The sequence below is a fragment of the Rhizobium sp. WSM1328 genome, from assembly GCF_057653715.1.
Map to the genome: position 1 here is coordinate 126,451 of NZ_CM172788.1, position 24,300 is coordinate 150,750.

Here is a 24,300-nt window from a genome sequence, read left to right on the forward strand (position 1 = left end):
CGATGGCGAACGGGTCAGCAGACGCGGGCACTGATCTTCCTGTTTGCCGCCAACGGAAGGATGACATCATGCGCGATTTTCGCGATGCCAAGCTCATGGCAAAGACATTGCGGCAGGCCCTTGCCGACCGCGACATTTCGCTCACCCACAGCGAGACGCTCGAAATCGTCGCCCGGCAGTTCGGGCTCGATCAGTGGAATATCCTCTCGGCAAAGATCGATGCGGCGGGGGCTAACCCCTCTGCCATCGGCATCGAGCCGCCGATGCCGATCTTCCGCATCTTCTCTGTCGAAAAGGCCATGGAGTTCTATTGCGGCTTTCTCGGCTTCCATCTCGATTGGGAGCACCGTTTCGGCGAAAACTTCCCACTCTATTGCCAGGTCTCGCGCGACGGCATGGCGCTGCACCTCAGCGAACATTCCGGCGACGCCAGCCCCGGCGCCAAGGCCTTCGTCCGCGTCGCCAATATCAGGGCCTATCACGCCGAGCTCTCAGGCAAGGACTACCGCTACATGAAGCCCGGCGTCGAGCAAGCGCCGTGGGGGCTCGAGATGACCGTCATCGACCCCTTCAGCAACCGCATCGCCTTTTGCGAGCAGAAGTAGCCGGCCAACTCGTCTTTAGTCACGCTCCGGCTAAGGAGAGACGCAAGGCGCTGCCACATGTCTCTTCTCCCCGGCGGGGAGAAGAGGGAGCCGCGGTACCCTCCAACGTACCTCATCCTGAGGTGCGCAGCCCGCAGGGCGAAGCCTCGAAGGATATGCGGCAACACTGCTTCCTGCATAGATCCGACGCCGGAACGCCCGCCTCGTCCTTCGAGGCCCCTTGCGGGGCACCTCAGCAACCGTGTTGTTGGGGCTGGTTCCATGGGGTTCGTCTTTTAAGAATAGTGTTGATCATGATGATGAGCTTTCGCATGGCGGCGACGATGGCGACCTTGGGCGGTTTGCCCGCGTCGCGCAGCCTTTTGTGGAAGGTCTTGATGGCCGGGTTGCAACGGATGGCCGAGAGCGTAGCCATATAGAGGGCGCATCGGACGGTGGCGCGGCCGCCGGCGATATGGCGTTGTCCACGCCATGTGCCGCTGTCGTGAGCGATGGGGGCGACGCCGACGAGGGCTGCGAGCTTCTTGTCGTCGATGGCGCCGAGTTCGGGCAGTTCGGCGATGAGCACGGCGGCACTGACCTCGCCAATGCCCGGCACGGTCAGCAGCAGATTGCGGCGTGCGGCCATGTCGGGCTCGGCCTCGATGGCGAGCGCGATGGCGGCATCGACGCGGGCGAGCTGAGCCCTGAGGGCGGCGAGGGTCTCGCCAATCAGCGCTGCGACGGCCTCAGGCGCATGCTCGAGGCGGTTCTTCTCGGCGACCGCCATGTCGATGAGTTGGCGACGGCGGGTGACAAGCGCAGCAAGCGCGATGCGGCCGTCGTCGATATGGGGGATCTGTGCCGGCCGCATCGCTCTGGCGAAGTGGAGCGTGACGCGGGCGTCGACCTGATCGGTCTTGGCCAAACGACCGCTGGCCCTGGCGAAGTCGCGCACCTGGCGGGGATTGACGACGGCGACGGCAATACCGGCGGCCATAAGCGTTCTGACGATTGCCATCTCGTAACCGCCGGTCGCCTCGACGACGACAAGCTCTGCGCCGGCCACTGCCGCAGTGAGTGCGGCACAGCCTGGCGCATTGTTGTCGAAGCGGACAACGGCGCGTTTGCCCTCAACGGCAACGTCGAGATGGGCCTTCGAGACATCGATACCGACCATGAAAGATTGCTGGATATGCATGACTGCTCCTCCTTGCAACGCGGGCTCGAAGCCCAACCAACCGTTCGAGCGAAGACATGGCGACGGAGATGCTTGCTGAGGTACGAGTTCAAGACCCAAGGATGACACGCATCCCCGCCGCACAGCCCCTTTATACAGCAACGGCAACGTACAAGGATGAGGCTCTCTTGAATGCCGGCGCTCCGGGGCGCTGGCGCGGGACGGCGCCGTGGGTCGCGGGCATGCCTGCCGAGAGGAGCAAAATGAAATACCTTCCAGTCTTCGTCCTAACGTTTCTGTCGATTTTTTTCGGATGGTTATTCTATGAAAGGTACTGGAAGTTCCGAGGTTGCATATCGCAAGCCCTATCCAGTTGCCTCACTCCCGACGGTGACAATCTAACGCAAGGCGGCTCTCTGTGGGCTGGTTTGGCAGGGCTGTTCTTGTTGCTCGCTGTGATCTCAGCCTGGCGCGCGTTCCGCACCCGGGATGCTGGCAAATAGCCGGAACGAGTAGGACTTTGTCTTAGCCGGCCGAATGTGGGTCCATACTATAGGGATAGACCGGATGATCGGCGCCGATGGCATCCCGAACGCGGCCGGACCAGGCAGAAAACGTAGGATAGGCTGCGAGAGAAAAGCCGCAATCCTCGGCCCGGTGGCTATAGGCGTAAACCGCGATATCCGCGATCGTCAGCTGCTGGCCGACAAGAAACAGGCTGTCGGTCAGCCTGCGATCGATGGCGGCAAGCGCGCGGGCTGCGGCTTCGCGCTTGCCCGCGACCATGCTCTGGTTACGCTCCAGCCGTCCCGTCAACGTCCAGAAGCGCAGCGAGCCGATGACCGGCTCGACATGATACTGTTCGAAGAACAGCCATTGCATGACCTTGGCGCGCAGATAGTGATCTGACGGCAAGAAGCGCGTGCCCTCGGCAAGAAAAGTGAGGATCGCATTGGATTCGGCGATCGCACGACCATCGTCGAGTTCGAGAACCGGGATGGCGCCCACCGGATTGAGTTCCAGGAACGTCTCGGTGCGGTTCTCGCCCTCGAAGATCGAGACGATACGGCTGTGATAGGGCATGTCGAGCAGGCCGAGCAAAACCCGGACCTTCCAGCCATTTTGCGACGGCAGATAATCGTGAAGCGTAAACATGACGGTCCTTTCGCGGCGATTGCCCAACATCGCATGCCCGCCCGGGGCCAACCACCCGATTCCTGAAAGGCGCGTTGGATCGCCGGGAAGCAACCATTCAGACGATCATCAACGCCCGCACGAAGGCGACCGAGGCGAGTAGCGAGGCGATGGTCCGCACATGGTTCCACCGCGTCCAGTCCCTGACATAGGTGGCCCAGAGCTGAACCGCTTCCGGCCCATTGCCGCCGACCTTTGCCAGCGCATCGTTCATCGGCACGTTGAAGATGATGGTCGAGAGGAAAGAGGCGAAGATGTAGAGAGCTGCACCCGCCAGCATCAGAAAGGATGCCCCGCCGCGCCAGTCGATCAGGGCGAGCACGGCGATGACGAGGCAGAGGATCGCCGTCGGCACGAAGAGGCCCATGAAGGGCGAGCGGACGATCGTCACGTTGATCGAGTTCATCGCCGCAATGCCTTGCTCCGCCGGGATCCGCGAGAAGGCGGTCATGATGAAGGTCGAGAAGGCAAAGAAGATGCCGGCGACGAGGCCGCTGCCGATCGCCGCGGCCACGAGGAAAAGGGTGAGAAAGATCTGCATGGTCAGGCGCTCCATAGTCCGGTTGCCGCGGTCCGGCGGGCACATTCGCTGAAATCGGTGGCGGGACGGCCGAGAATTTCGGCGACACCGCCCATGGTGCCGGAATTGCGCCCATCGAGCACCTGGCTGAAAAGCTCCTCCAGAAGATCGATCAGGCCCTGCGGCAGGCCGGCATCCGCAAGCCCGCCGGTGAAATCCGCCATCGACACCTGCTCATATTCGATCGGCCGCCCGGCGGCCTGGGCGATCTCGGCGACCGCCTGACGGAATGTCAGCGCCCGCGGGCCGGTCAGTTCGTAAGTCTTGTTGCGATGGCCGGGATCGGTCAAGGCGGCGACGGCGGCATCGGCGATGTCGTCGGCATCGATGAAAGGTTCGCTGATCTCGCCTGCCGGCAATTGCAGCCGGCCGCCAATGATCTGCTCGACAAAGGCGCCCTCGCTGAAGTTCTGGCAGAACCAGGAGGCGCGCAGGATGGTGGTGTTTATGCCGGAAGCTTTCAGCGCCGCTTCGCTTCGCTGCGCGCCCTCTTCGCCGCGGCCGGAAAGCAGCACGATATGCTCAAGGCCGCATTCCACAGCGACCCTGGCGAGCGCTTCGATCGCTTCCGCCGCCCAGGCGACGGAAAGGTCCGGCTGGAAGGCGACATAGGCGCTCGATGCGCCCTCAAGCGCGCCGCGCCAGGTCGACCTGTCCTCCCAGTCGAAGGGCCGTGCGCTGGAGCGTGATGCCGCACGAACGGTGAGGCCGCGCGCTTCCAGACGCTTGATGATGCGGCTGCCGGTCTTTCCCGATCCACCAACGAGGACGATTTCGGAAGTCTGCATGTCAAAACTCCTCCCAAACTTTCAAACAAGAGAAACTCTCTCATTTGCAAAATGAGATAATCTCTCTTATTTTGTTTGTCAACGTGGAAAAAGGAAAGAGCATGTCGGAACAGCCGGTCGCAACGCGCAGGCGCCAGCAGGAGTCTACCGGCCAGCTGCGCCGCATCCCCAGCCAGCAGCGTGGCCGCGAGCGCTTCGAAAAGATCCTCACCGTGGCCGCCGAGCTGATCGAAAGCCATGGCAGCGACGGCCTGAAGATGAGCGAGATCGTCGAAAAGGCCGGCCTTTCCTTCGGCGCCCTCTACCAATATTTCCCCGACAAGACCTCGATCATCCGCACATTGGCCGAGCGCTTCAACGAAGAGGGCAGGCGGTGTGTCGAAGAGGAGCTGGCGAAGGTGACCGACGCTGCGGCCCTGCAGGGCGCGCTCGCTAATATCGTCGACGAATATTACGCCTTCTTCCGCCGCGAGCCTGTCATGCGCGACATCTGGCATGCGACCCATACCGACAAGCTGCTGCAACAGGTCGATGCCGTGGACATGGAATTTCATGCCCAGGCATTTCTCGCCGTGCTTATCCGTCTATGGCCGGATCGCGACCGCAGGGAGTTGCTCGTGATCGCCCGGCTGACGATGCAGTTGCTTGCCGCCGCCGTGCGTTATGCCGTTTCGCTGGATGCGGAGGAGGGCGCCCAGGCGATCGCCCTGTTCAAGAAGATGCAGATCGTTGATATCGGCAGTCTGCTGCAATAGCCCCGCCTTTCGTCTGGAAACGTCGGGCTCTTGCTGCTATTCCCGCAAGGATCCAAGCCGAAGGAGAGCCGCATGATCCAGACCACATTTCCCGACCGCGCCGTGATGGCTGAATTGCTGGCCAAGATGCTCTGGGAAATCAAGGCGGTGCATTTCAATGCCGCCCAGCCCTATAAACTCTCCTCCGGCATGGCGAGCCCGGTCTATATCGATTGCCGCAAGCTGCTCTCCTTCCCGCGCATCCGCTCGACGGTGATGGATTTCGCCGCCAGCATCCTGTTGCGCGATGCCGGCTTCGAGCAGTTCGATTGCATCGCCGGCGGCGAGACCGCCGGCATTCCCTTCGCCGCCCTGCTTGCCGATCGTCTCGGCCTGCCGATGATCTATGTCCGCAAGCAGCCGAAGGGCCATGGCCGCAATGCCCAGATCGAAGGCAATATGCCGGAAGGCTCGCGCGTGCTCGTCATTGAAGACCTGACGACAGCAGGCGGCAGCATGTTCAAGTTCATCGATGCCGTCCGTGCCGCTGGCGGCATCGTCGATCACGGCATCGCGCTGTTCTTCTACGGCATATTCGGCGAACAGCGCTTTGCCGACGGCAAGGTCAGGCTGCATCACATCGCCACCTGGCGTAATGTTCTGGCCGTTGCCAAGGAGCAGAAGCTCTTCGACGACAAGACGCTCTCGGAAGTCGAGGCCTTCCTCGATGCGCCGCTCGCCTGGTCGGGAAGGAATGGCGGGGTGAGTGAGCTTTCGCTCTAGCTAGTTGACAAAAGCTCGCTTAATCGGTTGATGAACACATAAGTGCTGTTGGAGGAATACGATGATTTTGTGCTGCGGCGAAGCCTTGATCGACATGCTGCCGAGGGACACGACGCTGGGCGAAAAGGGCTTTGCGCCCTATGCCGGCGGCGCAATCTTCAACACCGCAATCGCGCTCGGTCGCCTCGGTATCCCCACGGCCTTCTTCACCGGCATTGCCGATGACATGATGGGCGAAATCCTGCTCGAGACGCTGAAGGCGAGCAATGTCGATTACAGCCCATGCGCCATCACGCCGCATCCCTCGACCATCGCCTTCGTCAAGCTGGTCAACGGCCAGGCGACCTATGCCTTCTACGATGAGGGCACGGCCGGCCGGATGATCACCACGGCCGACCTGCCGGATCTCGGCGACGATTGTGAAGCACTGCACTTCGGCGCGATCAGCCTGATCCCCAGCCCCTGCGGCGAAACCTACGAAGCCCTGCTCGACCGCGAAGCCGCTCGCCGCGTCATCTCGCTCGATCCGAATATCCGTCCCGGTTTCATCAAGGACAAGCCGTCGCATATGGCCCGCATCAAGCGCATGGCTGCGAAAGCCGACATCGTCAAATTCTCCGACGAGGATCTCGAATGGTTCGGTCTGCAGGGCGACCATGATGCGCTCGCCGCCCATTGGCTGAACCACGGCGCCAAGCTCGTCGTCATCACCAAGGGCGCGGAAGGCGCTTCCGGTTATACCAAGGAGCGCAAGGTAACAGTGCCGAGCGAGCGCGTCACCGTCGTCGACACGGTCGGCGCCGGCGATACCTTCGATGCCGGCATCCTGGCGTCGCTGAAGATGGATAATCTGCTGACCAAGCGCCAAGTCGCCTCGCTGGATGAGCAGGCGCTGCGCAACGCCCTGACCCTCGGCGCCAAAGCCGCCGCCGTCACCGTCTCCCGCGCCGGCGCCAATCCGCCCTGGGCGCGCGAGATCGGTCTTTAAGGCTCGAGCAAGCCTCCGCCTCTCATCCTCTTGCCGGCACCTTTCCCCGTAAACACGGGGCGAAGGGGATGTGCCGCGGCCGCCTCTCCGTTCCCCTTGACGTCCGGTATGGCACGTCCCCTCTCCCCGTTCTTCGCGGGGAGAGGGTTAGGGTGAGGGGCAAATCTCGAACGCTTATTTCGCGGGCTTCGCCGGCACCAATCCGCCCCGGGTGCGCGCCTGACTTTCCTTCTTGATCGGCCGACCGACCGGGCAGACCTCCTGCACGAAGCCGTTGAGCGTGTTGACGAGATTGTTCTCGATCAGGGAATAGTGGACGAACTGGCCCTGTTTCTCTCGTCTGATCAGACCCGCAGCTTCGAGGATGGAAAGATGCTGCGAAACGGCTGGCTTGGACATGCTGAAGCGGTCAGCGATCTCGCCAGCGGTCAGACCCGATGCCGAGAGATAGGCGAGGATCTTCCGGCGCGGCGCACTGGAAAGCGCGTGGAATACCCGCTGGGCGGCGCTGACGGAGCGGCCTTCTACAGCGTCATCGAAAGTCTCTTCGTCCAAGTCCGGTCTCCGTGCCTGCTGCATCATCGCATCGATCCGTTAATCAATTAAGCAGTTAATGCATTGCTTAATTGTTTTCGTTCGTGCAAAGTAATTAGGTAATTTCTTAAATAATGAATTGGTAGGCGATGTTCAAGTAGAGAATGCGCCCGATGGGAAGGAGTTTGTCATGAGCAGTATTTCCACTGGACGAATGATTGACAACAGCAGCGATGCGGTGAAGGGCAGAGTGGTCTGGATGCCCGCAAAGTCGATCTGGATCACCGCCATGACCTTGATTGCCGTCATTGGTGGTCCACTGACCTTCACCTGGAGCGCCTTTGCCGTCTTTATCCTCTTGACCGCCATCACGATCTGCCTTGGTCATTCGGTCGGCATGCACCGGCTGCTGATCCATCGCTCATTCAGCACTCATACCTGGATCGAGCACTTTCTCGTCTATCTCGGTACGGTGGTCGGCATGGCCGGCCCCTTCGGTATGATCTACGCGCACGACATTCGCGACTGGGCGCAACGGCAGCGAGACTGCCATGACCTCTATGCCCATCGGCGGTCTTTCTTCATCGATGCCTTCTGGCAGATGCATTGCATCGTGGCGCTGGACCATCCGCCGCGTTTCGTCCTCGAGGAGCGCGAGCGGCGCGACCGCTTCTATCGTTTTCTGGAGGCGACATGGATGGCGCAGCAGATTCCCTTGGGACTCGCGCTCTTTGCGCTCGGCGGACTGCCATGGGTGGTCTGGGGTATTGCCGTGCGGATATCGGTGTCGCTGACCGGACACTGGCTGGTCGGCCATTTCGCGCATCGAGACGGCCATCAGGGCTGGAGTGTCGATGATGTCGCGGTACAGGGCTATAACCTCCCGCGTTTCGGGCTGGTGACCTTCGGCGAGAGCTTCCACGGCAATCATCACGCCTTTCCGGATTCGGCGCGGCTCGGCATCGAGCCGGGGCAGCTGGATCTCGGTTGGTATTTCATCGGGCTGCTGGCAAGGCTCGGTCTGGCTTCGGCGATCAAGCTGCCACATACGATCGTGCCAAGGCGAGGGTTGAGACGCGTCAACGCAACTGAAACGGCGGGCGACAGTCATCCGCCACATCACGCAGCAGGTCACGCGGAATCTCGCCCGTAAGTGCCTCCTCCTTGCCGCTACGTCTCGATTCCCTCTTCTTCCCTCGGGTCCGAAGGACGGGTCGACGTCGATCGATCAGGAGCCTATCCGGGAGTCACGCTCCGGTCGAAGCTCGGGAGCAAGCACGAGATCCCCCAAGAAGTTTTCGCACCAAAGCGAGACGTCGTGGGTTAGCAGATGCTCCATCATCATGCTCCAGCGGTCGCGGCGCTCCTCCAGCGACATGGCAAGGCCCTTGGCGATGGCATTGGCAGTGCCTTCGACATCGTAAGGATTGACCAGCAGTGCGCCCTTCAACTCGCGAGCCGCACCGGCGAAGCGCGATAGCACCAATACGCCCGGGCGATCCGGGTCCTGGGCGGCGACATATTCCTTGGCGACGAGGTTCATGCCGTCGCGCAACGGCGTGACCAGCCCGATCGTCGCCAGCCGGTAGAGGCCGGCAAGCACGTTGCGGCTGATCGATCGGTTGACATAGCGGATCGGCACCCAGTCGACCGTTCCGATGGCGCCGTTGACACGGCCGGCCTGTTCGGCGACCATCCCCTGCATATGCTCGTATTCGGGAACTTCCGATCGCGATTTTGGCGTGACCTGCAGATAGGTGACCTTGTTCTGGTAGGCAGGATTGCTGGTGAGGAAGGTTTCGAACGCTTCCAGCCGCTGAATGATGCCCTTCGAATAATCGAGGCGGTCGACCCCGATGATCATGTCCCGGCCTTCAACGCTGCGCCGGGTCTTCTGTACCATGATATTGTTTGCGGCTCTCTCGGCGAATTCGGCGAAGGCAGCAGTTTCGATCCCGATCGGATAGGCGCCGGCCTTGAATATCCGCCCATGGGAATCGAACAATCCATTTCCGAGGTCGTCGCCAATTCCCTCCCTTCTGAGATACCCGGCAAAGTTCTGGAGGTCGTAGTCGGTCTGGAAGCCGACGAGATCGTAATGCGAGAGCCCGCGCATGATTTCCTCATGGACGGGCATCGTGACGAGAATGTCGGCCGGCGGCCAGGGAATGTGCAGGAAGAAGCCGATCCGGTTTTTCAGCCCCATTTGGCGCAGTTCGGCCGCCAGCGGAATGAGGTGGTAATCATGAACCCAGATGATGTCGTCCGGCTCGATCATCGGCGCCAACCTGTGGGCGAAGAAGCGGTTGACGCGGAAATAGCCGGCCATTTCCTTCCGGCCATATTCGGCGAGGTCCAGGCGGTAATGGCAGATGGGCCAGAGAACCCGGTTTGCGAAGCCGCGATAATATTCCTCGACGTCGGTGTCGGTGAGATCGGTCAGCGCATAGGTGATGTTGCCCTTCTGCAGCTGTGACAGCGGGCCAGGTTCCCTGTCCCCGCTCGATTCTCCCGACCATCCCATCCAGATGCCGCCTCGCTCCTGCAGGGCTGCCTGCAGCGCGACGGCCAGGCCGCCGGCAGCGGCGCTCCCATCTTTGGCCGGCATGGGAACACGATTGGAAACGACGACAAGACGGCTCATGAGCTTCCTTTGGTGAAGATAGGCCATGAAAACGCTGGGTGACGAGCGTCTTGAGGCATCTCCCGAACTTGGGCAGGGACCCCATGCAGTGAAGGCGCCGACATCGACAGAGCCGACCCGGACGCGAGCGCCGGGTGCAGATGCCAACAAGAACAACGAACGGCGCATTTTCCGCACAGATTTTGCTTGAATCTAGGGCGATTCCAACGAATTGAAAGAATTCATTCTATAATTTTTTGATTAGGAGAACGTTCATCCGGTTTCGCACCGTGGGCCCCATCAAAAGGGATGTGCCAGGCCGACCGCTATCAGTTCGCCATTGCGGCGGCAATGTCGATGTTGGCGCCAATCCGCCCCGGCGCGTGAGATTGATTTGTAAGGTTGGAGCCAGCGTCAGCGCGCCTGCCGGTACCCTCTCCCCGTTCTGACGGGGAGAAGGAAATATGCCGTGACCTCTCCGTTCCCCACTGGCCTTTCGCAGGGCACGTCCCCTCTTCCCGTCAGAACGGAGGTCCGGAGGACGGGTCGAGACGAGTGGCTTGACCCCGGCAAGGTTAGGGTGAGGGGCAATCTCGATCGCTTACTTCGCCAGCTTCGCCAGTGCCGCAACCAGGCCCTGCGTCGAAGAGTCATGCGCGGCCGCACTTTCCTTGCCTTCGACGACAGGCAGCAGACCCGTTGCCAGTTCCTTGCCGAGCTCGACGCCCCACTGGTCGAAGGAGTTGATGCGGAAGAGCACGCCTTCGACGAAGACGCGATGTTCGTAAAGCGCGATCAGCCGGCCGAGCGCATAGGGCGTCAGCTTGTCGTAGACGAAGGTGATTGACGGCCGGTTGCCGGTGAAGACGCGGTGCGGCGCGATGAAATCGGCCTTTTTGTCGTCCATGCCCTTGTCGGTCAGCTGCTTCTTGGCTTCTGCGAAGGTGCGCCCCTTCATCAGCGCTTCCGATTGGGCGAGAACGTTGGAGATCAGCAGCTGGTGCTGGTGGCGCAGCTCCGGCTCGAAGGCGTTGGCAGCGATCATGAACTCCGCGGGGATGATGCTCGTGCCCTGATGGATGAGCTGGTAGAAGGCGTGCTGGCCGTTGGTGCCGGGCTCGCCCCAGACGACGGGGCCGGAATTGCCTTCGACCGGCGTGCCGTCGATGGTGACGCCCTTGCCGTTCGATTCCATGTCGAGCTGCTGCAGATAGGCCGGGAAACGCGACAGGCGCTGGTCGTAGGGCAGGATGGCGCGGGTGGGGTAGCCCAGCACATTGCGATGGTAGAAGCCGATCAGGCCGAGCAGCACAGGCAGGTTTTCGGTAATCGGCGCCTTACGGAAATGATTGTCGACGGCGTGGGCTCCGTCGAGGAACTTGCCGAAATTCTCAGGGCCGACTGCGATCATCAGCGGCAGGCCGATCGCCGACCAGATCGAGTAACGGCCGCCGACCCAGTCCCAGAAGCCGAAGACGCGGGCGCTGTCGATGCCGAAGGCGGCGACCTTGTCGAGCGCCGTCGAGACGGCAGCGAAGTGGTGCTGCACGGCGGCTTCGCCGAGCGCCTTGGCGATGAAATTGCGCGCCGTCTGCGCATTGGTCATCGTCTCGACGGTGGTGAAGGTCTTCGAGGCGACGATGAACAGCGTCGTTTCCGGCTGCACCAGCTTCAGGATATCGGCGATATGGGCGCCGTCGATGTTGGAGACGAAATGCGCGCGCGGACCGTCATGGAAGGGGGCAAGCGCCAGCGTCGCCATGACAGGCCCGAGATCCGAGCCGCCGATGCCGATATTGATGACATCGGTGATCGCCTTGCCGGTCGCGCCCTTCAGCGTGCCGGAGCGGACGTCGTCGGCAAACTTGCCCATGGCGGCAAGCACCGCATTGACGTCGGGCATGACGTCCTTGCCGTCGACCAGCACCGGCGTGTTGGAACGGTTGCGCAGCGCTGTGTGCAGAACGGCGCGATCCTCGGTGAAGTTGATCGCCTTGCCGGAGAACATTTCCTCGCGCTTCGTCTCGACGCCGCCGTCTTCGGCAAGCTTCACCAGGAGCTTGAGGATGTCGTCATTCACCGCCGTCTTGGAAAAATCCATCAGCAGGTCGTCAAGCGCGACGGAAAAGCGCGAAAAGCGCTGCGAATCGGTGGCGAAGGCGGCACGGATATCGGTTGCCTTGGTGGCATCAGCGGTGCTTTTCAGCTGTTCGACGATGGCGTTCATGGGAGGCTCCTTTGGAGGCGGAAAGGTTGCGGAAACTATTCGCTTTCTCACCCGCAAATCAAGTTCAGCCGCCTGTCGAAATGGAAAAAAGCCACCCGCGGCAAGCGGATGGCCCCTTGAGGAAAGCCTCTAATTCATCAAATCGTCAAATTCAGCCGCGCAGGTCCTTGCGCAGGATCTTACCAACAGGCGACTTCGGCAGCTCGGTGCGGAATTCGATGAAGCGCGGGCGTTTGTAGTTGGTGAGGTTGGCGATGCAATGGGCTTTTACCTCGGCTTCCGTCAGGTTCGGATCCTTCCTGACGACGAAGAGTTTTACCGCCTCGCCCGAATGTCCGTCCGGCACGCCGATGGCTGCGGCCTCGAGGATGCCGGCATGCATGGCAGCGACTTCCTCGATCTCGTTCGGATAGACGTTGAAGCCGGAGACGAGGATCATGTCCTTCTTGCGGTCGACGATCTTGGTATAGCCGCGGTCGTCCATGAAGCCCATGTCGCCCGAGCGGAAATAGCCGTCATCGGTCATCACCCGCGCCGTCTCCTCCGGCTTCTGCCAGTAGCCGGCCATCACCTGCGGCCCGCGGATGCAGATCTCGCCGACGTCGCCGAGCGGTAGCGAATTGCCAGCTTCGTCGCGGATGTCGAGTTCGGTGGAGGGAAGCGGCAGACCGATCGTGCCGGTGAACTCAGGCGAATCGAAGCGGTTGGCGGTGGCAACGGGCGATGTCTCGGAAAGGCCGTAGCCTTCCGTCACCGCCGTGCCCGTCATCTTCAGCCAGCGGTCGGCGACCGGGCGCTGCACGGCCATGCCGCCGCCGAGCGACATGATCAGCGAGGAGAAGTCGAGCTTGGCGAAATCGGCATTGTTCATCAGCGCATTGAACAGCGTGTTGAGGCCGGGGAAGATATGCACCTTCGACTTTTCGAATTCCTTGACGAGACCGGGAATGTCGCGCGGATTGGCGATCAGGATATTGTGGGCGCCGAGCGACATGCCCATCAGCGAATTCACCGTCAGCGCGAAGATGTGGTAGAGCGGCAGGGCGCAGAGGAAGTTCAGCACCTCCGGCTCTTTCTTGCGCTCGAAGGCCGATCGAAGCCAGAGCGACAGCTGCGCCTTGTTGGCGAGCAGGTTCTGATGTGTCAGCATCGCGCCCTTGGCAACGCCCGTCGTGCCGCCGGTATATTGCAGGAAGGCGATGTCGCTGCCTGTCAGCGCGACCGGCTGGAGCTTTTTTCCCGCACCTTCGCTAAGCACCTGGCCGAAGCTCTTGTGCTGAGGGATCGACCAGGAGGGAACGAGCTTCTTCACCTTGCGCACGACGAAATTGACGATCAGCCCCTTCGGCCCCAGCATTTCCCCGAGCGAGGTGACGACGACATGGCGGAGATCCGTCTTGTTGAGAACCTGTTCCACCGTGCGTGCGAAATTCTCCAGCACGAAGATCGCCTTGGCGCCGGAATCCTTCAACTGATGTTCGAGCTCGCGCGGCGTATAGAGCGGGTTGACGTTCACGACGACAAGGCCGGCGCGCAGGATGGCATAGGTGGCAATCGGGTTCTGCAGCACGTTCGGCATCATCACGGCGACGCGGTCGCCCTTCTGAAGGCCGGTGCTTTGCAGCCAGGCGGCGAGTTTGCGCGTCTGGCTCTCCAGCTCGCGGTAGCGCATCCCCTTGCCCATGCTGGAAAAGGCGGTCCGGTCGGCATAACGGGCGCAAGATTTTTCCAGCAGTTCGGCAAGCGAGACATATTCCAGCGGCGGAATCTCTGCCGGAACGATATCGGGATAAGCGGCAAGCCAGGGCTTGTCGGGCTTGGCTCCGTTCGGATGGACGGAAATGCTGTTCATCTGTCTCTCTCCCTTGCTGCCACCGCCAGCGCCGAGCCGGCAATCGACCAGAAGGATCCTCCATCTTCCAGTCGGCAGCTTATGCCATTGCCTGAACGGTTCAAGCCGAATGAAGCTATACTAACCTTGACGTAAACGTCAACATTCTGCCAGCACACGATCATGGAGAGGATGGGGAACTTTGAGTCCGCCGTGACGTTGATCTTGCATACTCACCATGAGGAAACACCAAAAGGAGGTGCACAATGTTGAACCAGGATACTGACGCCACCCGCCGTGACCCGAATGCTAAGGTCACGCACTCGCTGATCGCCAGCGACCGCGTGGAAGGCACCCGTGTCTATGGGGCAGATGGCAGGCATATCGGCTCGATCGAACGCCTGATCATCGGAAAGCTCGACGGCCGTGTTGCCTATGCGGTGCTGAGCTTCGGCGGCTTCCTGGGCATCGGTCATGATCACTATCCGCTTCCTTGGGAAAAGCTGAACTACGACACCCAGCTGGATGGCTATCGCATCGACCTGACCAAGGAGCAGATCGAAGGCGCCCCGAGCTATTCGGACGATGACGACACCTGGTACAACGACAATGGCCGCCGGGTCTATGATTACTACGGCGTGCCGCCCTACTGGATGTAACGTCGTCCGATAGGCCGAGCTGGAAGGGCCCCGCGGATGCGGGGCCTTTTTAGTGTTTGGCTCGTGCCGACCGCCGCCCCTCACCCTAACCCTCTCCCCGTAAAAACGGGGAGAGGGGACGTGCCCTGCGAGAGGCTGGCGGGGAACCGAGAGGCCGCGGCATATCCCCTTCGCCCCGCGAGCGGGGAGAAGGTGGCGGCAGCCGGATGAGGGGCTTTCCTAGCGCCCGGCGGTGAGATCGTTGGCCGACCGCAGAACGGTGCCGAAGACAATGTCGTCTGCCCCGATCGCCTTTGTCGTCTTGACCACAAACACATGGCTCTCGCCCGGCAGCAGCGTCACCAGCATCGAATCGACAACGGCATCCGGATCCAGTCGATCGGCCATCAGGCAGAGATCCTTGAGGAAGTTTTGCGCCGTCACCTTGACCCCGTACCCGCCCTCGATGCTGGTGACATCGACCGTCAGCCGCGGTGCTGGTAAGGCAAGCTCGATATCCTCGACGAAATAGTGGAAGGCTCGCCTGTCCAGCATCTGCACGACGATGACCTCGTCCTTCGGTAAGTCGGGGGTGACGATCTCCTCGGGCAGCGGAAATTCCTTTGCTTCGAAACGGTCGCAGAGCAAGCGCCAGAATTCGAATTCGGCAAGCACCGTGCCGTCGAGCTTCAGGCGTTTGCCGCTGATCTTCGCCCGCCAGAACAGCGTCCGTTCATTGACGGCCACCGCCGCAAGTCCGCCGCCGCGCGGCTGGATCGTCAGCAGGCGCGGATCATAGGCTGTCTTCAGCGCATACCAGAGCGGCTTGCGGCGTCCGGCCGAATCGAGGGCTGCCCATGAGGTCACCGGCCAGCAATCGTTGAACTGCCAGACCACCGAACCCTTGCAGATATTGCGATGCGAGCGCATGTGCTCGACGCCGAAACGGATGGCACGCGCCTGGTTGAGCTGGGTGGCGAAATGCCAGTCATCCATCGTCTTGGGCTCCGGCAGATGGCCGGACAGGCCGCGGATCAGCTTGTCATTGCCCTCCGTTGCCTTCTGATGGTGGAAGACGCCGTTCGATTGCGGCGTCAGCGGCGCATCATGCACGCTTTCTTCGATCGTCGCCCAGGCAGCCGGTGCCTGCCAGCCGAATTCGGAGCAGAAGCGCGGGATATAATTGCGGTAGACCTCGTAGCCGACATCGTTCCACACATCCCAGATATGTTTGCAGCCATGACCGTTGGCATTGGGTTCGATCTCCATCGAGCCGGAATAGGGACTGCCGGGATAATAGGGCCGGTCCGGATCGAGTTCGGCGCAGAGTTTCGGCAGCAGGTCGAGATAGTAGCCGAGCCCCCAGCTTTCGCCCGCCTTGATGATCGGCCGCCAGCCCCATTCGTCGAAGCCCCAGATGTTCTCGTTGTTGCCGTTCCAGAGGACGAGCGAAGCATGCGGCATCAGCCGCACGACATTGTCGCGCACCTCCGCCTCGACCTCGCTTCTGAGCGGCTCTTCCTCCGGATAGGCGGCGCAGGCAAAGAGGAAATCCTGCCAGACCAGCATGCCCTTGCGGTCGCAGGTCTCATAGAACTCGTCGGCCTCGAAGATGCCGCCGCCCCAGACGCGCAGCATATGAATATTGGCGGCCTTTGCTTCCTCGATCCGCGCGGCATAACGCTCGGCCGTCAACCGCGGGGGAAAACAATCGTCCGGAATCCAGTTTGCCCCGCAGATGAAGAGCGGCACGTCGTTGATGATGAAGGTAAAGGCCGAGCCATGGTCGTCGGCTGCGGTATCGAGCCGCAGCGAGCGGAAACCGAGTTCACGCTGATAGCTGTCGAGCAGATCGTCGCTGGCCTCGTCGAACAGCCTCAGCGTCATTGGATAGAGCGGCTGCGCGCCGAGATGGTGCGGCCACCAGAGCTGCGGCGAGGGGAGGGCAAGCTCGAAGGAAACCGCGTCTTCATCAGGCGCAATCGCCACCGTCTTGCTCACGCCGCCGATTTCGGCAACGAGCCTCAACGGCGTCTTATCTCCATGCCGCGCCAGCCGGGCATGGACCTTCACCAGGCCGTCGCCGCCGGAAAGTATTGCCGATACCCGTGTTTCGGCAAGCCGCGCCCGATCCCAACTTTCCAGCCGGACCGGCTTCCAGAGGCCTGCCGTCACCAGCGTCGGCCCCCAGTCCCAGCCGAAATTACAGGCCATCTTGCGCATCAGATTGCCCGGTCCCGGGTAGTTGTTGGGACGGTAGCCGTAATGTTTTTCCATCTCCGCTCCATAGGCGTAGGCGGAGCGGAAGGTGACCGTGAGTTCGTTCTGGCCAGCCTTCAGAAGCCGGGAAACATCGAAACGATAGGTACGGTGCATGTTGAAGGTGCAGCCGATCTCTTCGCCGTTGAGGGATATCACCGCGACCGTATCGAGCCCGTCGAAGACCAGTTCCTGCACCCTGGCATCGTCAGGCATCGCCTCGAAACTGCAGCGATAGGTCCAGTCGGTCTTGCCGATCCAGTCATTGGTGATCTCGTTGACGTCGATATAGGGATCGGGGATCAGCCGGTTGGCGAGAAGGTCGAGATGCACGCAGCCCGGCACCGTCGCGGGTATTGCAGCCGGCAGGCCGAGCCTTACTGTATCGTTACAGGAGAGCGTCCAGCCGGAATTGAGCGCAGTCTTTTCGATCATGGCGGGCTCCTGATGCATGCTGCTTGAAGCTGTGGGATTATCTATGGATTGGAACGTGCCGGTGGTTCGGCATGAGATGCCTCAGAGAAACCGGCCGTGGCGCTGCAGCACCTCGATCTTGTAGCCATCCGGATCGCTGATGAAGAAGAACAGACCGAAGAGCTTGCCGTCGCGGTTGAGCTCTACCAATTCACCGGGCTTGAGCCCGAGCTTCGACAGCCGCTCGCGCTCGACCGCCACCTCTTCGACGGAGACGGCGAGATGGCCATAGGCATTGCCGAGGTCATAGGGCGCGGTCCGGCCCTTGTTGACCGTCAGTTCCAGCTCGAAGCCGGTCTCGGCATTGCTAATATAGATCAGCGTGAAGGTCTCGAAATCGACGCGGTCGGCGACCGAAAGGCCGAAGGCCCTCTCGTAGAATTCGACGGAGCGCGCCTCATCGAGAACGCGGATCATGGAGTGGATCATCTTCGCCAATTCTGCCTCCCTTTGTCATCCATCACGGCGGTCTTGGTACCCGTCCTCCTACGCCGCGCGCAAGCCGATTCTTCGCGTAATCGCTCCTTCGATCAAGCCCATGGCGTCATAGATCAGCACCGCCATCAGGCCGACGATCAGGCCGCCCTGCAGGATGAAGGCGGTGTTGTCGGAAATCAGCCCTGCGATGATGACCTCGCCGAGGCCCTTGGCCGCAACCGTCGAGCCGATCGTCGCCGTGCCGATATTGATCACGGTCGCGACCTTCAGCCCTTCGAGGATCAGCGGCAAGGCAAGCGGGAGCTCGACCCGCAGCAGCCGCTGCGTGCCGTTCATGCCCATGCCGTCGGCGGCATCGAGAACCTGCGGCGAAACCTGCTTCAAGCCGGCAACAGTGTTTTCGAAGATCGGCAGCAGCCCGTAGAGAAAGAGCGCGATCAGCGTCGGCATGGCGCCGAAGCCGGTCGCGGGAACGGCGAGCGCCAGCACGGCGACCGGCGGAAAAGTCTGCCCCGCATTGGCGATTGCGCGCGACAGCGGCAGGAAGTCAGCCCCGCTTTCCCGTGTCACGAAGATGCCGCCGACAACGGCGAGCACGGCGCTGCAGACGATCGATCCGATCACCAGCTGCAGATGGCCGGCGGCCAGCGAAGCAAGGCTGTTCTGCCTATAGACGGCAGGCGCATTGTTGCTGGTCAGCGGCACCAGCATGAAGGAAAGCCACTCCGTCCTGAACAGCAGGATGAGCAGCAAAGCCAGCGCCGCCAGGCGGAAGAGATTGGCGACGACGAGCTTCATGCCTTACGGCCCAGTTCGAGCAGCCGCGTCATCGAGATCGATCCCACAGGCGCCTTTTCGCCGTCCTGCACGGCCGCCTCATCGACCCCCTGCCAGATCATCTCGGCCAGCGCATCACGCAGGCTGAGCGACTGCGGCAGGGCATAGGCGAGACCGTTCTTGGCCGGCTCCATGCTTTCCTTCAGCGGCAGCAGCGACATCAGCTTCAGCGCCCGGTCGGAGGTGCCGGTCAATTGCTGCACGAAGGGATCGGCGGGTTCGGTGAGGATCTTTTCCGGCGTCGAGCATTGCAGCAATCTGCCCTCGCTCATCACCGCAATCTGGTTGCCAAGATGGAAGGCCTCGTCCATGTCGTGGGTGACGAGAATGACCGTCGTGCCAAACTGCTTCTGGATCGCCAGCAGATCGTCCTGCGCCTTGCCGCGGATGACGGGATCGAGCGCGCCGAACGGCTCGTCCATCAACAGCAGTTCCGGCTCGGCCGCCAGCGCCCGGGCGACACCGACGCGCTGCTGCTGGCCGCCGGAGAGCTGGTGAGGATATTTGTCGGCAAAGGTTGCTGGATCGAGGTTGAAGAGCCCAAGCAGTTCCTCGACGCGTTTGGCGATGCGGGCGGAATCCCAATCGAGAAGCTGCGGCACGGTGGCGATATTCTGCGCCACGGTCCGGTGCGGAAAGAGGCCGTGCCCCTGGATCGCATAGCCGATCTTGCGGCGAAGCTCGGTCACCGGAACGTCCATCACATTCTGTCCGCCGACGAAGATCTCGCCTTCGGTGATCGGCACCAGCCGGTTGATCATCCGCATCAGCGTCGATTTGCCGGAGCCAGACGTGCCGACGATGACGGTAATCTCGCCCTTCTCGACACTCATCGAGACGTCGTCGACGACGGTGGCCGCGCCATAGCGCTTGGTGACGTTCCTGATCTCGATCATGGTCATGCGGCAGATCCCCGGATGCTTTCGATGACCGCATCGAGGATGACGGCCGATGAGAAGGCGAAGAAGACGGTCGGCACGGCGCCGAGCAGGACGAGGTCCATGGCCGTCTGGCCGAGCCCCTGGAAGATGAAGATGCCGAAGCCGCCGCCGCCGATCAGCGCGGCGATCGTCACCATGCCGATCGCCTGCACCAGCACGATGCGGATGCCGGTGAGGATCACGGGAAAGGCGAGCGGCATGTCGATTCCAACAAGGATCTGCCACCGTGTCAGCCCCATGCCGGCCGCAGCGTCGCGTACCGAGGGGTCGACGCCCTGAAGGCCGACGACGGTGTTGGCGACGATCGGCAGCAGCGAATAGAGCACCAGCGCAATCAAGGCGGGCGCCGTGCCGATGCCGCGAATGCCGATTGCGGCGGCGAGCGGCACATGGGTGGCGAGATAGCCGAGCGGCAGCATCAACAGGCCGAAGAGTGCCAGACTCGGGATCGTCTGGATGAGGCTCAGCCCCTGCAGCACGATGGCCCGCAGCTTCGGCACCCAGAAGCAGAGGATGCCGAGCGGCAGGCCGAGAACAACGGCGATGGCAAGCGAGCCGAACGCGAGCAGCAGATGCGAGATCGCTTCGGTTTCGAACTGCGGTGCCCGTGTCGAAAATTCCTTCATGATCGAAAGGCTGTCGAGCAGGCCGGAGGAGAGCGAGATGAAGAGCAGCGCCGTATAGGCTGCAAGGGCTGCGATCCGCATCCAGGGCGCAAGGCGGATCTTCACCAGCGCATCGGATATGACGAGCCCGATCACGGCAAACAGCACCCAGAAGCCGCCGCCGGGCGTCATCCGCGCCACCGTGCTGCCGGGCGGCGTTGCCGCGGCCGAGACGAGGCCGATCGCAACGATCAGCGCCGCAAGACAGAGTGTCGCAATCGCAAGCCGCGCGATCGCATGGCGTAGGAACAGCGTGGCGAAGGCGGTGAGAAGGAGGAGCACGGTCAGGATGACGACGGAAGGCTGGGGAAGAAGCTGCAACAGCAGCATCGGCTTGCCGGCGGCGATGCGATTTGCCTTCACGTAGATGAAGGGCATCAGTGCCGTCGCCGCGATGCCGCCGGCCACCAGAACCACGCCGAGCCGGTCCAGCCTGCGGACCGCTAAGGTTTCTGCCATGTATCCCAATCCTGTCTGGCCAACCTGTCAGGAAAGCCAATCCTGTCAGGAAAGAAAGCTCCGCCCGTAATCGGGCGGAGCGGGCAATGACTACTTCAGGAAGCCCTTTTCCTTGAGATAGGCTTCGGCGACGGATTTTGCCGGCTCGCCATCGACCTGGATCTTGGCGTTGAGCTTGCGCAATTCGTCGGCGGTCAGGCTCTTGAAGATCGGCGAGAGCACTTCCTCGATTTTCGGATTGGCCTTCAACACCTCTTCGCGAATGATCGGCGTCGGGGCGTAGACCTGCTGCACGTTCTTGTCGTCTTCGAGAACGGTGAGTTCAGCCGCTTCGATCGCGCCGTCGGTGCCGTAGACCATGGCGGTGTTGACGCCGTTCGTCTGGTCGGCGGCTGCCTTGATCGTTGCCGCCGTGTCGCCGCCGGAAAGAACGACCATCTGGTCGGGCTTCAGCTGGAAGCCGTAGGTCGTCTGGAAGGCGGGAAGCGCGCCGGCCGAATTGACGAATTCGGCGGAGGCGGCAAGCTTGGCGGCACCGCCGCCGGCAACCCATTTGCCGAAGTCGGTGAGGCTCTTCAGCTTGTTCGGGCCGGCAACATCGCTGCGCACGGCGAGCGCCCAGGTGTTGTTGGCAGGCGACGGCGTCAGCCAGACGATCTTGTTGGCATCGTAATCGAGCTTCTTCGCCAGCTCATAGCCCTGGTCGATGTTCTTCCAGGCGGCGTCATCGGCCTTGTTGAAGAAGAAGCCGGCGTTGCCGGTATATTCGGGATAGATGTCGATTTCGCCTGCGGTGATCGCCTTGCGCACGACCGGTGTCGCGCCAAGCGCGATGCGGTCCTGCGTCTTGATGCCGTTGGCTTCGAGAGCGAGCGCGATGACGTTGCCGAGCAGCGTGCCTTCCGTGTCGATCTTCGACGAGACGACGACGTCGGCGGCATGGGCCGCACCCACCGCGAAGGCGGAGAGCGAAACGGCAAGTGCGAGTTTCTTCAGCATGGAATATCCCCTTGTTAAACACCGTTGAATGAGGCTCAAACCCCTGGCGGGAGGCCTGCGCATAGGAAATCTGCCGGCGAAGGCGACCAAGTCGCCATCATGCCGGAATTGCGTGCGTCATGGAAATAGCGTTCATGCCCGAAAAATCGATGCAAGCCCCCTCGAGTATTTGCGGTCGCGCCACGATTATGGCGGCGAATGCACCTCCGCGCGCGGAAACGCATTCCCTTTTCCAAGGCCGGCGCGATTTGTTTTTGTCCCCTTGCGTGTTTCCACGATATTCCCAGGCTCTGTTGCGGATTCCCGCCGCCCGGATTTTTCTATGATCGAACGATAGCCCGGCTCTCCGGAGGCAGGGATATCTTTTTTCCTGAACACATCATATCGTCCGGTTTTTCCAGCACTTTCCGGAGGTGGCCGTTTGCATCTTGGTGCCCTGTTCATCGCCAGCCATGTCCTGACCTCCGGTTCGGTCCGCGAGACCGCGCGGCGCTTCCACCTATCGCCCTCCACCGTCTCGACGGCAATCCATAATCTCGAGACCGAACTGGCGATGACGCTGACCGAACGCGCCTCCGGCGAGCTGGCGATGCTAATTGCGAGCGGCAGGGTGCTGGAAGGCCTGAAGCCGATCATGGCTGCGATCGGTGAGCTCGGCCAATGGGCCGGTCACGACGGCGACGGCGCTGAGATCGACGAGGTCTGGGCATCGCGCATTCCCGTCAAGATCGTCACGATGGAGCGGTTTCTCGAAGTTGCCGACCAGGGGAGCATCAACCGGGCAGCGCGCCGCCTTCGCCTCGGTCAGCCGCAGCTTTCACTTCAGCTTGCCAATCTTGAGAAATTTCTGACCCATCGCCTGTTCGAGCGCCAGGCGCAGGGCTCGGTGCTGACGGAGGAGGGCAGGCGCGCCTACCAGATCTTCATGGCGATCAGCCAGGCGTGGAACGATCTGAAATCGTCGGCCGACGAGCGTTATCGGCGCACTGCCCGGTCGCTGCGCATCGGTTCGATCATCCCGACCGGATCGGAAAGCTGGGTGGCGCGCTGCCTGGGATCGCTGGTCTCCGAATGGAATGCGCGCCGCAACAACAATGCGATCTCGCTGGTGTCGATGACCGCCGACGATCTGCGCGAGGCGTTGAAGAACGGCCGCATCGATGTCGCAATCCTGGATTCGGTCTTCGGCCTCGAAAGCTTTCGGCATCGCGAACTGCTGCAGACCGATATGGTGGTGATCGCGCCGCCGGATAGTACCGAGACCAGCGTTGCTGATCTCGTCGCCGGCCACCCGATCTGCATGCCGAGCCCGCGCACCGGCCTCGGCCATGCGGCCATGGCCTTCAGCTACGAGCGCGCGCCCAACCGGCGCCGGCGCGGCCAAGATATCACCGCGGCGGATTCGCTGCCTGTCATCGTCGACCTCGTCGCCAATCACGGCTACGTCTCCTTCCTCGGTCGGGTCAGCGCCATGCCGATTGCCGACAAGGTGCGCATCGTCGATCTCGACGAGCACCTGCCGATGTCCTATCACGTCGCCTTCAACCATCGAAAAGCCGCCGCCGATGCCTGCACAATGATCATCGAGGCGGCAGCGAGAATTACCTCTGAAGCGGTCGTGCGAACCGCAGCCGTGGCTTAAGCCTCGGCGGAGCTAGGGAGACCGCAACATGACGATCTTGCTTGAGGTGTGCGTGGACAGCGCCGAAGGCCTTGCCGCCGCGATCGAGGGTGGCGCCGGGCGCATCGAGCTCTGCTCGGCGTTGGAACTCGGCGGCCTGACGCCGTTGCCGAGCCTGATGCGGATCGCCGCCCGGGCACCCATTCCGGTCTATGCGATGATCCGCCCTCACGCCGGCCCCTTCATCTTCGACGGGGCAGACGAGGAGGCGATGATGATCGATATCGACGCCGTGCGCGCCGCCGGCCTTGCCGGCGTCGTCATCGGCGCCAACCGGCCGGATGGTACGCTCGACATGCCGCTGGTCCACCGTTTGAAGGCGCATGCGGCGGGACTCGGCTCGACGCTGCATCGCGCTTTTGATCTGGTGCCGGATGCCGACCAGGCGCTGGAGCAGGCGGTCGAGCTCGGCTGCGAACGCATCCTGACATCAGGCTGCGCGCTGAAGGCGGTAGACGGCCTCGACACGCTGAAGCGCATTTCGGCAAAGGCCGCCGGCCGCATCGCCATCATGCCCGGCAGCGGCATCCGCCCCACCAATGTCGGCGAGATATTGAAGGCGACCGGCGCCCGCGAGGTCCACGGCTCCTGCAGTTCACCGGTCGAAAGCGCCGATCCGCGCGCGGTCGCTTTTGGTTTCGAGGCGAGAAGCACAAACAAGACGGATGTCGCCGTCGTCAGGCAGATGCGCAGGGCGATCGAGGCGGGAGTTTAGCGACCGCGGCTTGCCCTCATCCGGCTGCCGCCACCTTCTCCCCGCTTGCGGGGCGAAGGGGATATGCCGCGACCTCTCCGTCCCCCGCCCAGCAGGGCACGTCCCCTCGCCCCGTTTTACGGGGGTCCACAGGACGGGTCGAGACCAG

22 protein-coding genes are annotated in these 24,300 nt (G+C 62.0%); 8 read left to right on the top strand and 14 right to left on the bottom strand.

The features are described from left to right. The first annotated feature begins 68 nt into the window (after positions 1 to 68). The gene (locus tag AC2444_RS00665) at positions 69 to 605 is read left to right on the top strand and encodes a glyoxalase superfamily protein (RefSeq protein ID WP_012755865.1); all 537 of its coding nucleotides are present in this window, start codon (positions 69 to 71) and stop codon (positions 603 to 605) included. 232 nt (positions 606 to 837) lie between these two features. On the opposite strand, the gene AC2444_RS00670 is transcribed toward AC2444_RS00665, so the two are convergent. The 4 genes from AC2444_RS00670 to AC2444_RS00685 form a co-directional block, all read right to left on the bottom strand. After that, the gene (locus AC2444_RS00670) at positions 838 to 1,785 is read right to left on the bottom strand and encodes an IS110 family RNA-guided transposase (RefSeq protein ID WP_012755866.1); all 948 of its coding nucleotides are present in this window, start codon (positions 1,783 to 1,785) and stop codon (positions 838 to 840) included. A 504-nt stretch (positions 1,786 to 2,289) separates the two neighbouring features. After that, complete coding sequence (locus AC2444_RS00675) at positions 2,290 to 2,919, bottom strand: glutathione S-transferase family protein (RefSeq protein ID WP_012755867.1); 630 nt, start codon at positions 2,917 to 2,919, stop codon at positions 2,290 to 2,292. 97 nt (positions 2,920 to 3,016) lie between these two features. Continuing rightward, positions 3,017 to 3,499 (bottom strand): anthrone oxygenase family protein, encoded by a 483-nt coding sequence (locus AC2444_RS00680; RefSeq protein ID WP_012755868.1) that lies wholly within the window; start codon positions 3,497 to 3,499, stop codon positions 3,017 to 3,019. A gap of 2 nt (positions 3,500 to 3,501) precedes the next feature. Then, complete coding sequence (locus AC2444_RS00685) at positions 3,502 to 4,326, bottom strand: NmrA family NAD(P)-binding protein (protein WP_012755869.1); 825 nt, start codon at positions 4,324 to 4,326, stop codon at positions 3,502 to 3,504. A gap of 101 nt (positions 4,327 to 4,427) precedes the next feature. Between AC2444_RS00685 and AC2444_RS00690 the strand changes: the two genes are divergently transcribed. The 3 genes from AC2444_RS00690 (at position 4,428) to AC2444_RS00700 (ending at position 6,831) form a co-directional block, all read left to right on the top strand. Then, positions 4,428 to 5,081 carry a TetR/AcrR family transcriptional regulator gene (locus AC2444_RS00690; protein WP_012755870.1) on the top strand — a complete coding sequence of 218 codons (654 nt, stop codon included), beginning with the start codon at positions 4,428 to 4,430 and terminating at the stop codon, positions 5,079 to 5,081. 72 nt (positions 5,082 to 5,153) lie between these two features. After that, positions 5,154 to 5,843 (top strand): orotate phosphoribosyltransferase, encoded by a 690-nt coding sequence (locus tag AC2444_RS00695; RefSeq protein WP_012755871.1) that lies wholly within the window; start codon positions 5,154 to 5,156, stop codon positions 5,841 to 5,843. Positions 5,844 to 5,904: 61 nt separating this feature from the next. Then, positions 5,905 to 6,831: a carbohydrate kinase family protein gene (locus tag AC2444_RS00700; RefSeq protein WP_012755872.1), complete on the top strand. Its 927-nt coding sequence runs from the start codon at positions 5,905 to 5,907 to the stop codon at positions 6,829 to 6,831. A 174-nt stretch (positions 6,832 to 7,005) separates the two neighbouring features. Here AC2444_RS00700 and AC2444_RS00705 read toward each other — a convergent pair whose 3' ends face one another. After that, a complete protein-coding gene (locus AC2444_RS00705; protein ID WP_041935453.1) occupies positions 7,006 to 7,386 on the bottom strand; it encodes a metalloregulator ArsR/SmtB family transcription factor in 381 nt (126 codons plus the stop codon). A gap of 169 nt (positions 7,387 to 7,555) precedes the next feature. Between AC2444_RS00705 and AC2444_RS00710 the strand changes: the two genes are divergently transcribed. Next, positions 7,556 to 8,518, top strand: coding sequence for an acyl-CoA desaturase (locus AC2444_RS00710; protein WP_012755874.1), 963 nt, complete (start codon positions 7,556 to 7,558; stop codon positions 8,516 to 8,518). Positions 8,519 to 8,593: 75 nt separating this feature from the next. Here the strand turns inward: AC2444_RS00710 and otsA are convergent, their stop codons facing one another. The 3 genes from otsA to AC2444_RS00725 form a co-directional block, all read right to left on the bottom strand. Then, positions 8,594 to 10,009 carry an alpha,alpha-trehalose-phosphate synthase (UDP-forming) gene (gene otsA, locus AC2444_RS00715; protein ID WP_012755875.1) on the bottom strand — a complete coding sequence of 472 codons (1,416 nt, stop codon included), beginning with the start codon at positions 10,007 to 10,009 and terminating at the stop codon, positions 8,594 to 8,596. Between the two features lie 580 nt (positions 10,010 to 10,589). Continuing rightward, positions 10,590 to 12,215, bottom strand: a complete 1,626-nt coding sequence (gene pgi, locus AC2444_RS00720; protein WP_012755876.1) for a glucose-6-phosphate isomerase — start codon at positions 12,213 to 12,215, stop codon at positions 10,590 to 10,592. A gap of 151 nt (positions 12,216 to 12,366) precedes the next feature. Continuing rightward, on the bottom strand, positions 12,367 to 14,067 hold the full coding sequence (locus tag AC2444_RS00725) for a long-chain fatty acid--CoA ligase (RefSeq protein ID WP_012755877.1): 1,701 nt from the start codon (positions 14,065 to 14,067) through the stop codon (positions 12,367 to 12,369). Positions 14,068 to 14,312: 245 nt separating this feature from the next. On the opposite strand from AC2444_RS00725, the gene AC2444_RS00730 reads away from it, so the two are divergent. Further along, positions 14,313 to 14,705, top strand: coding sequence for a PRC-barrel domain-containing protein (locus AC2444_RS00730; protein WP_012755878.1), 393 nt, complete (start codon positions 14,313 to 14,315; stop codon positions 14,703 to 14,705). 219 nt (positions 14,706 to 14,924) lie between these two features. On the opposite strand, the gene AC2444_RS00735 is transcribed toward AC2444_RS00730, so the two are convergent. The 6 genes from AC2444_RS00735 to osmF all read right to left on the bottom strand — a co-directional run bounded on the left by AC2444_RS00735 (position 14,925) and on the right by osmF (position 21,756). Further along, positions 14,925 to 17,378 (bottom strand): glycoside hydrolase family 2 protein, encoded by a 2,454-nt coding sequence (locus AC2444_RS00735; RefSeq protein WP_012755879.1) that lies wholly within the window; start codon positions 17,376 to 17,378, stop codon positions 14,925 to 14,927. Between the two features lie 81 nt (positions 17,379 to 17,459). Further along, positions 17,460 to 17,855 (bottom strand): VOC family protein, encoded by a 396-nt coding sequence (locus AC2444_RS00740; RefSeq protein WP_012755880.1) that lies wholly within the window; start codon positions 17,853 to 17,855, stop codon positions 17,460 to 17,462. Between the two features lie 48 nt (positions 17,856 to 17,903). After that, a complete protein-coding gene (locus tag AC2444_RS00745; RefSeq protein WP_012755881.1) occupies positions 17,904 to 18,653 on the bottom strand; it encodes an ABC transporter permease in 750 nt (249 codons plus the stop codon). After that, complete coding sequence (locus AC2444_RS00750; protein WP_012755882.1) at positions 18,650 to 19,594, bottom strand: ABC transporter ATP-binding protein; 945 nt, start codon at positions 19,592 to 19,594, stop codon at positions 18,650 to 18,652. The genes AC2444_RS00745 and AC2444_RS00750 overlap by 4 nt, the downstream gene beginning before the upstream one ends. Continuing rightward, a complete protein-coding gene (locus AC2444_RS00755; protein WP_012755883.1) occupies positions 19,591 to 20,757 on the bottom strand; it encodes an ABC transporter permease in 1,167 nt (388 codons plus the stop codon). Before AC2444_RS00755 ends, AC2444_RS00750 begins: the two co-directional genes overlap by 4 nt. A 90-nt stretch (positions 20,758 to 20,847) precedes the next feature. Then, positions 20,848 to 21,756, bottom strand: coding sequence for a glycine betaine ABC transporter substrate-binding protein OsmF (osmF, locus tag AC2444_RS00760; RefSeq protein WP_003545119.1), 909 nt, complete (start codon positions 21,754 to 21,756; stop codon positions 20,848 to 20,850). 421 nt (positions 21,757 to 22,177) lie between these two features. On the opposite strand from osmF, the gene AC2444_RS00765 reads away from it, so the two are divergent. Together AC2444_RS00765 and AC2444_RS00770 are read left to right on the top strand one after the other, a co-directional pair. After that, the gene (locus AC2444_RS00765; protein WP_012755884.1) at positions 22,178 to 23,398 is read left to right on the top strand and encodes a LysR family transcriptional regulator; all 1,221 of its coding nucleotides are present in this window, start codon (positions 22,178 to 22,180) and stop codon (positions 23,396 to 23,398) included. A 28-nt stretch (positions 23,399 to 23,426) separates the two neighbouring features. After that, positions 23,427 to 24,152, top strand: coding sequence for a copper homeostasis protein CutC (locus AC2444_RS00770; protein ID WP_012755885.1), 726 nt, complete (start codon positions 23,427 to 23,429; stop codon positions 24,150 to 24,152). Positions 24,153 to 24,300: the final 148 nt, after the last annotated feature.

Excerpts from the sequence above, each read along its gene's own strand:
- osmF (WP_003545119.1), bottom strand. The coding sequence starts at position 21,756 with ATGCTGAAGAAACTCGCACTTGCCGTTTCGCTCTCCGCCTTCGCGGTG.
- AC2444_RS00725 (WP_012755877.1), bottom strand. The coding sequence starts at position 14,067 with ATGAACAGCATTTCCGTCCATCCGAACGGAGCCAAGCCCGACAAGCCC.
- AC2444_RS00710 (WP_012755874.1), top strand. The coding sequence starts at position 7,556 with ATGAGCAGTATTTCCACTGGACGAATGATTGACAACAGCAGCGATGCG.
- AC2444_RS00680 (WP_012755868.1), bottom strand. The coding sequence starts at position 3,499 with ATGCAGATCTTTCTCACCCTTTTCCTCGTGGCCGCGGCGATCGGCAGC.
- AC2444_RS00685 (WP_012755869.1), bottom strand. The coding sequence starts at position 4,326 with ATGCAGACTTCCGAAATCGTCCTCGTTGGTGGATCGGGAAAGACCGGC.
- AC2444_RS00675 (WP_012755867.1), bottom strand. The coding sequence starts at position 2,919 with ATGTTTACGCTTCACGATTATCTGCCGTCGCAAAATGGCTGGAAGGTC.
- otsA (WP_012755875.1), bottom strand. The coding sequence starts at position 10,009 with ATGAGCCGTCTTGTCGTCGTTTCCAATCGTGTTCCCATGCCGGCCAAA.
- AC2444_RS00745 (WP_012755881.1), bottom strand. The coding sequence starts at position 18,653 with ATGAAGCTCGTCGTCGCCAATCTCTTCCGCCTGGCGGCGCTGGCTTTG.
- AC2444_RS00695 (WP_012755871.1), top strand. The coding sequence starts at position 5,154 with ATGATCCAGACCACATTTCCCGACCGCGCCGTGATGGCTGAATTGCTG.
- AC2444_RS00750 (WP_012755882.1), bottom strand. The coding sequence starts at position 19,594 with ATGACCATGATCGAGATCAGGAACGTCACCAAGCGCTATGGCGCGGCC.
- AC2444_RS00690 (WP_012755870.1), top strand. The coding sequence starts at position 4,428 with ATGTCGGAACAGCCGGTCGCAACGCGCAGGCGCCAGCAGGAGTCTACC.
- AC2444_RS00735 (WP_012755879.1), bottom strand. The coding sequence starts at position 17,378 with ATGATCGAAAAGACTGCGCTCAATTCCGGCTGGACGCTCTCCTGTAAC.
- pgi (WP_012755876.1), bottom strand. The coding sequence starts at position 12,215 with ATGAACGCCATCGTCGAACAGCTGAAAAGCACCGCTGATGCCACCAAG.
- AC2444_RS00700 (WP_012755872.1), top strand. The coding sequence starts at position 5,905 with ATGATTTTGTGCTGCGGCGAAGCCTTGATCGACATGCTGCCGAGGGAC.
- AC2444_RS00755 (WP_012755883.1), bottom strand. The coding sequence starts at position 20,757 with ATGGCAGAAACCTTAGCGGTCCGCAGGCTGGACCGGCTCGGCGTGGTT.
- AC2444_RS00665 (WP_012755865.1), top strand. The coding sequence starts at position 69 with ATGCGCGATTTTCGCGATGCCAAGCTCATGGCAAAGACATTGCGGCAG.
- AC2444_RS00730 (WP_012755878.1), top strand. The coding sequence starts at position 14,313 with ATGTTGAACCAGGATACTGACGCCACCCGCCGTGACCCGAATGCTAAG.
- AC2444_RS00670 (WP_012755866.1), bottom strand. The coding sequence starts at position 1,785 with ATGCATATCCAGCAATCTTTCATGGTCGGTATCGATGTCTCGAAGGCC.
- AC2444_RS00770 (WP_012755885.1), top strand. The coding sequence starts at position 23,427 with ATGACGATCTTGCTTGAGGTGTGCGTGGACAGCGCCGAAGGCCTTGCC.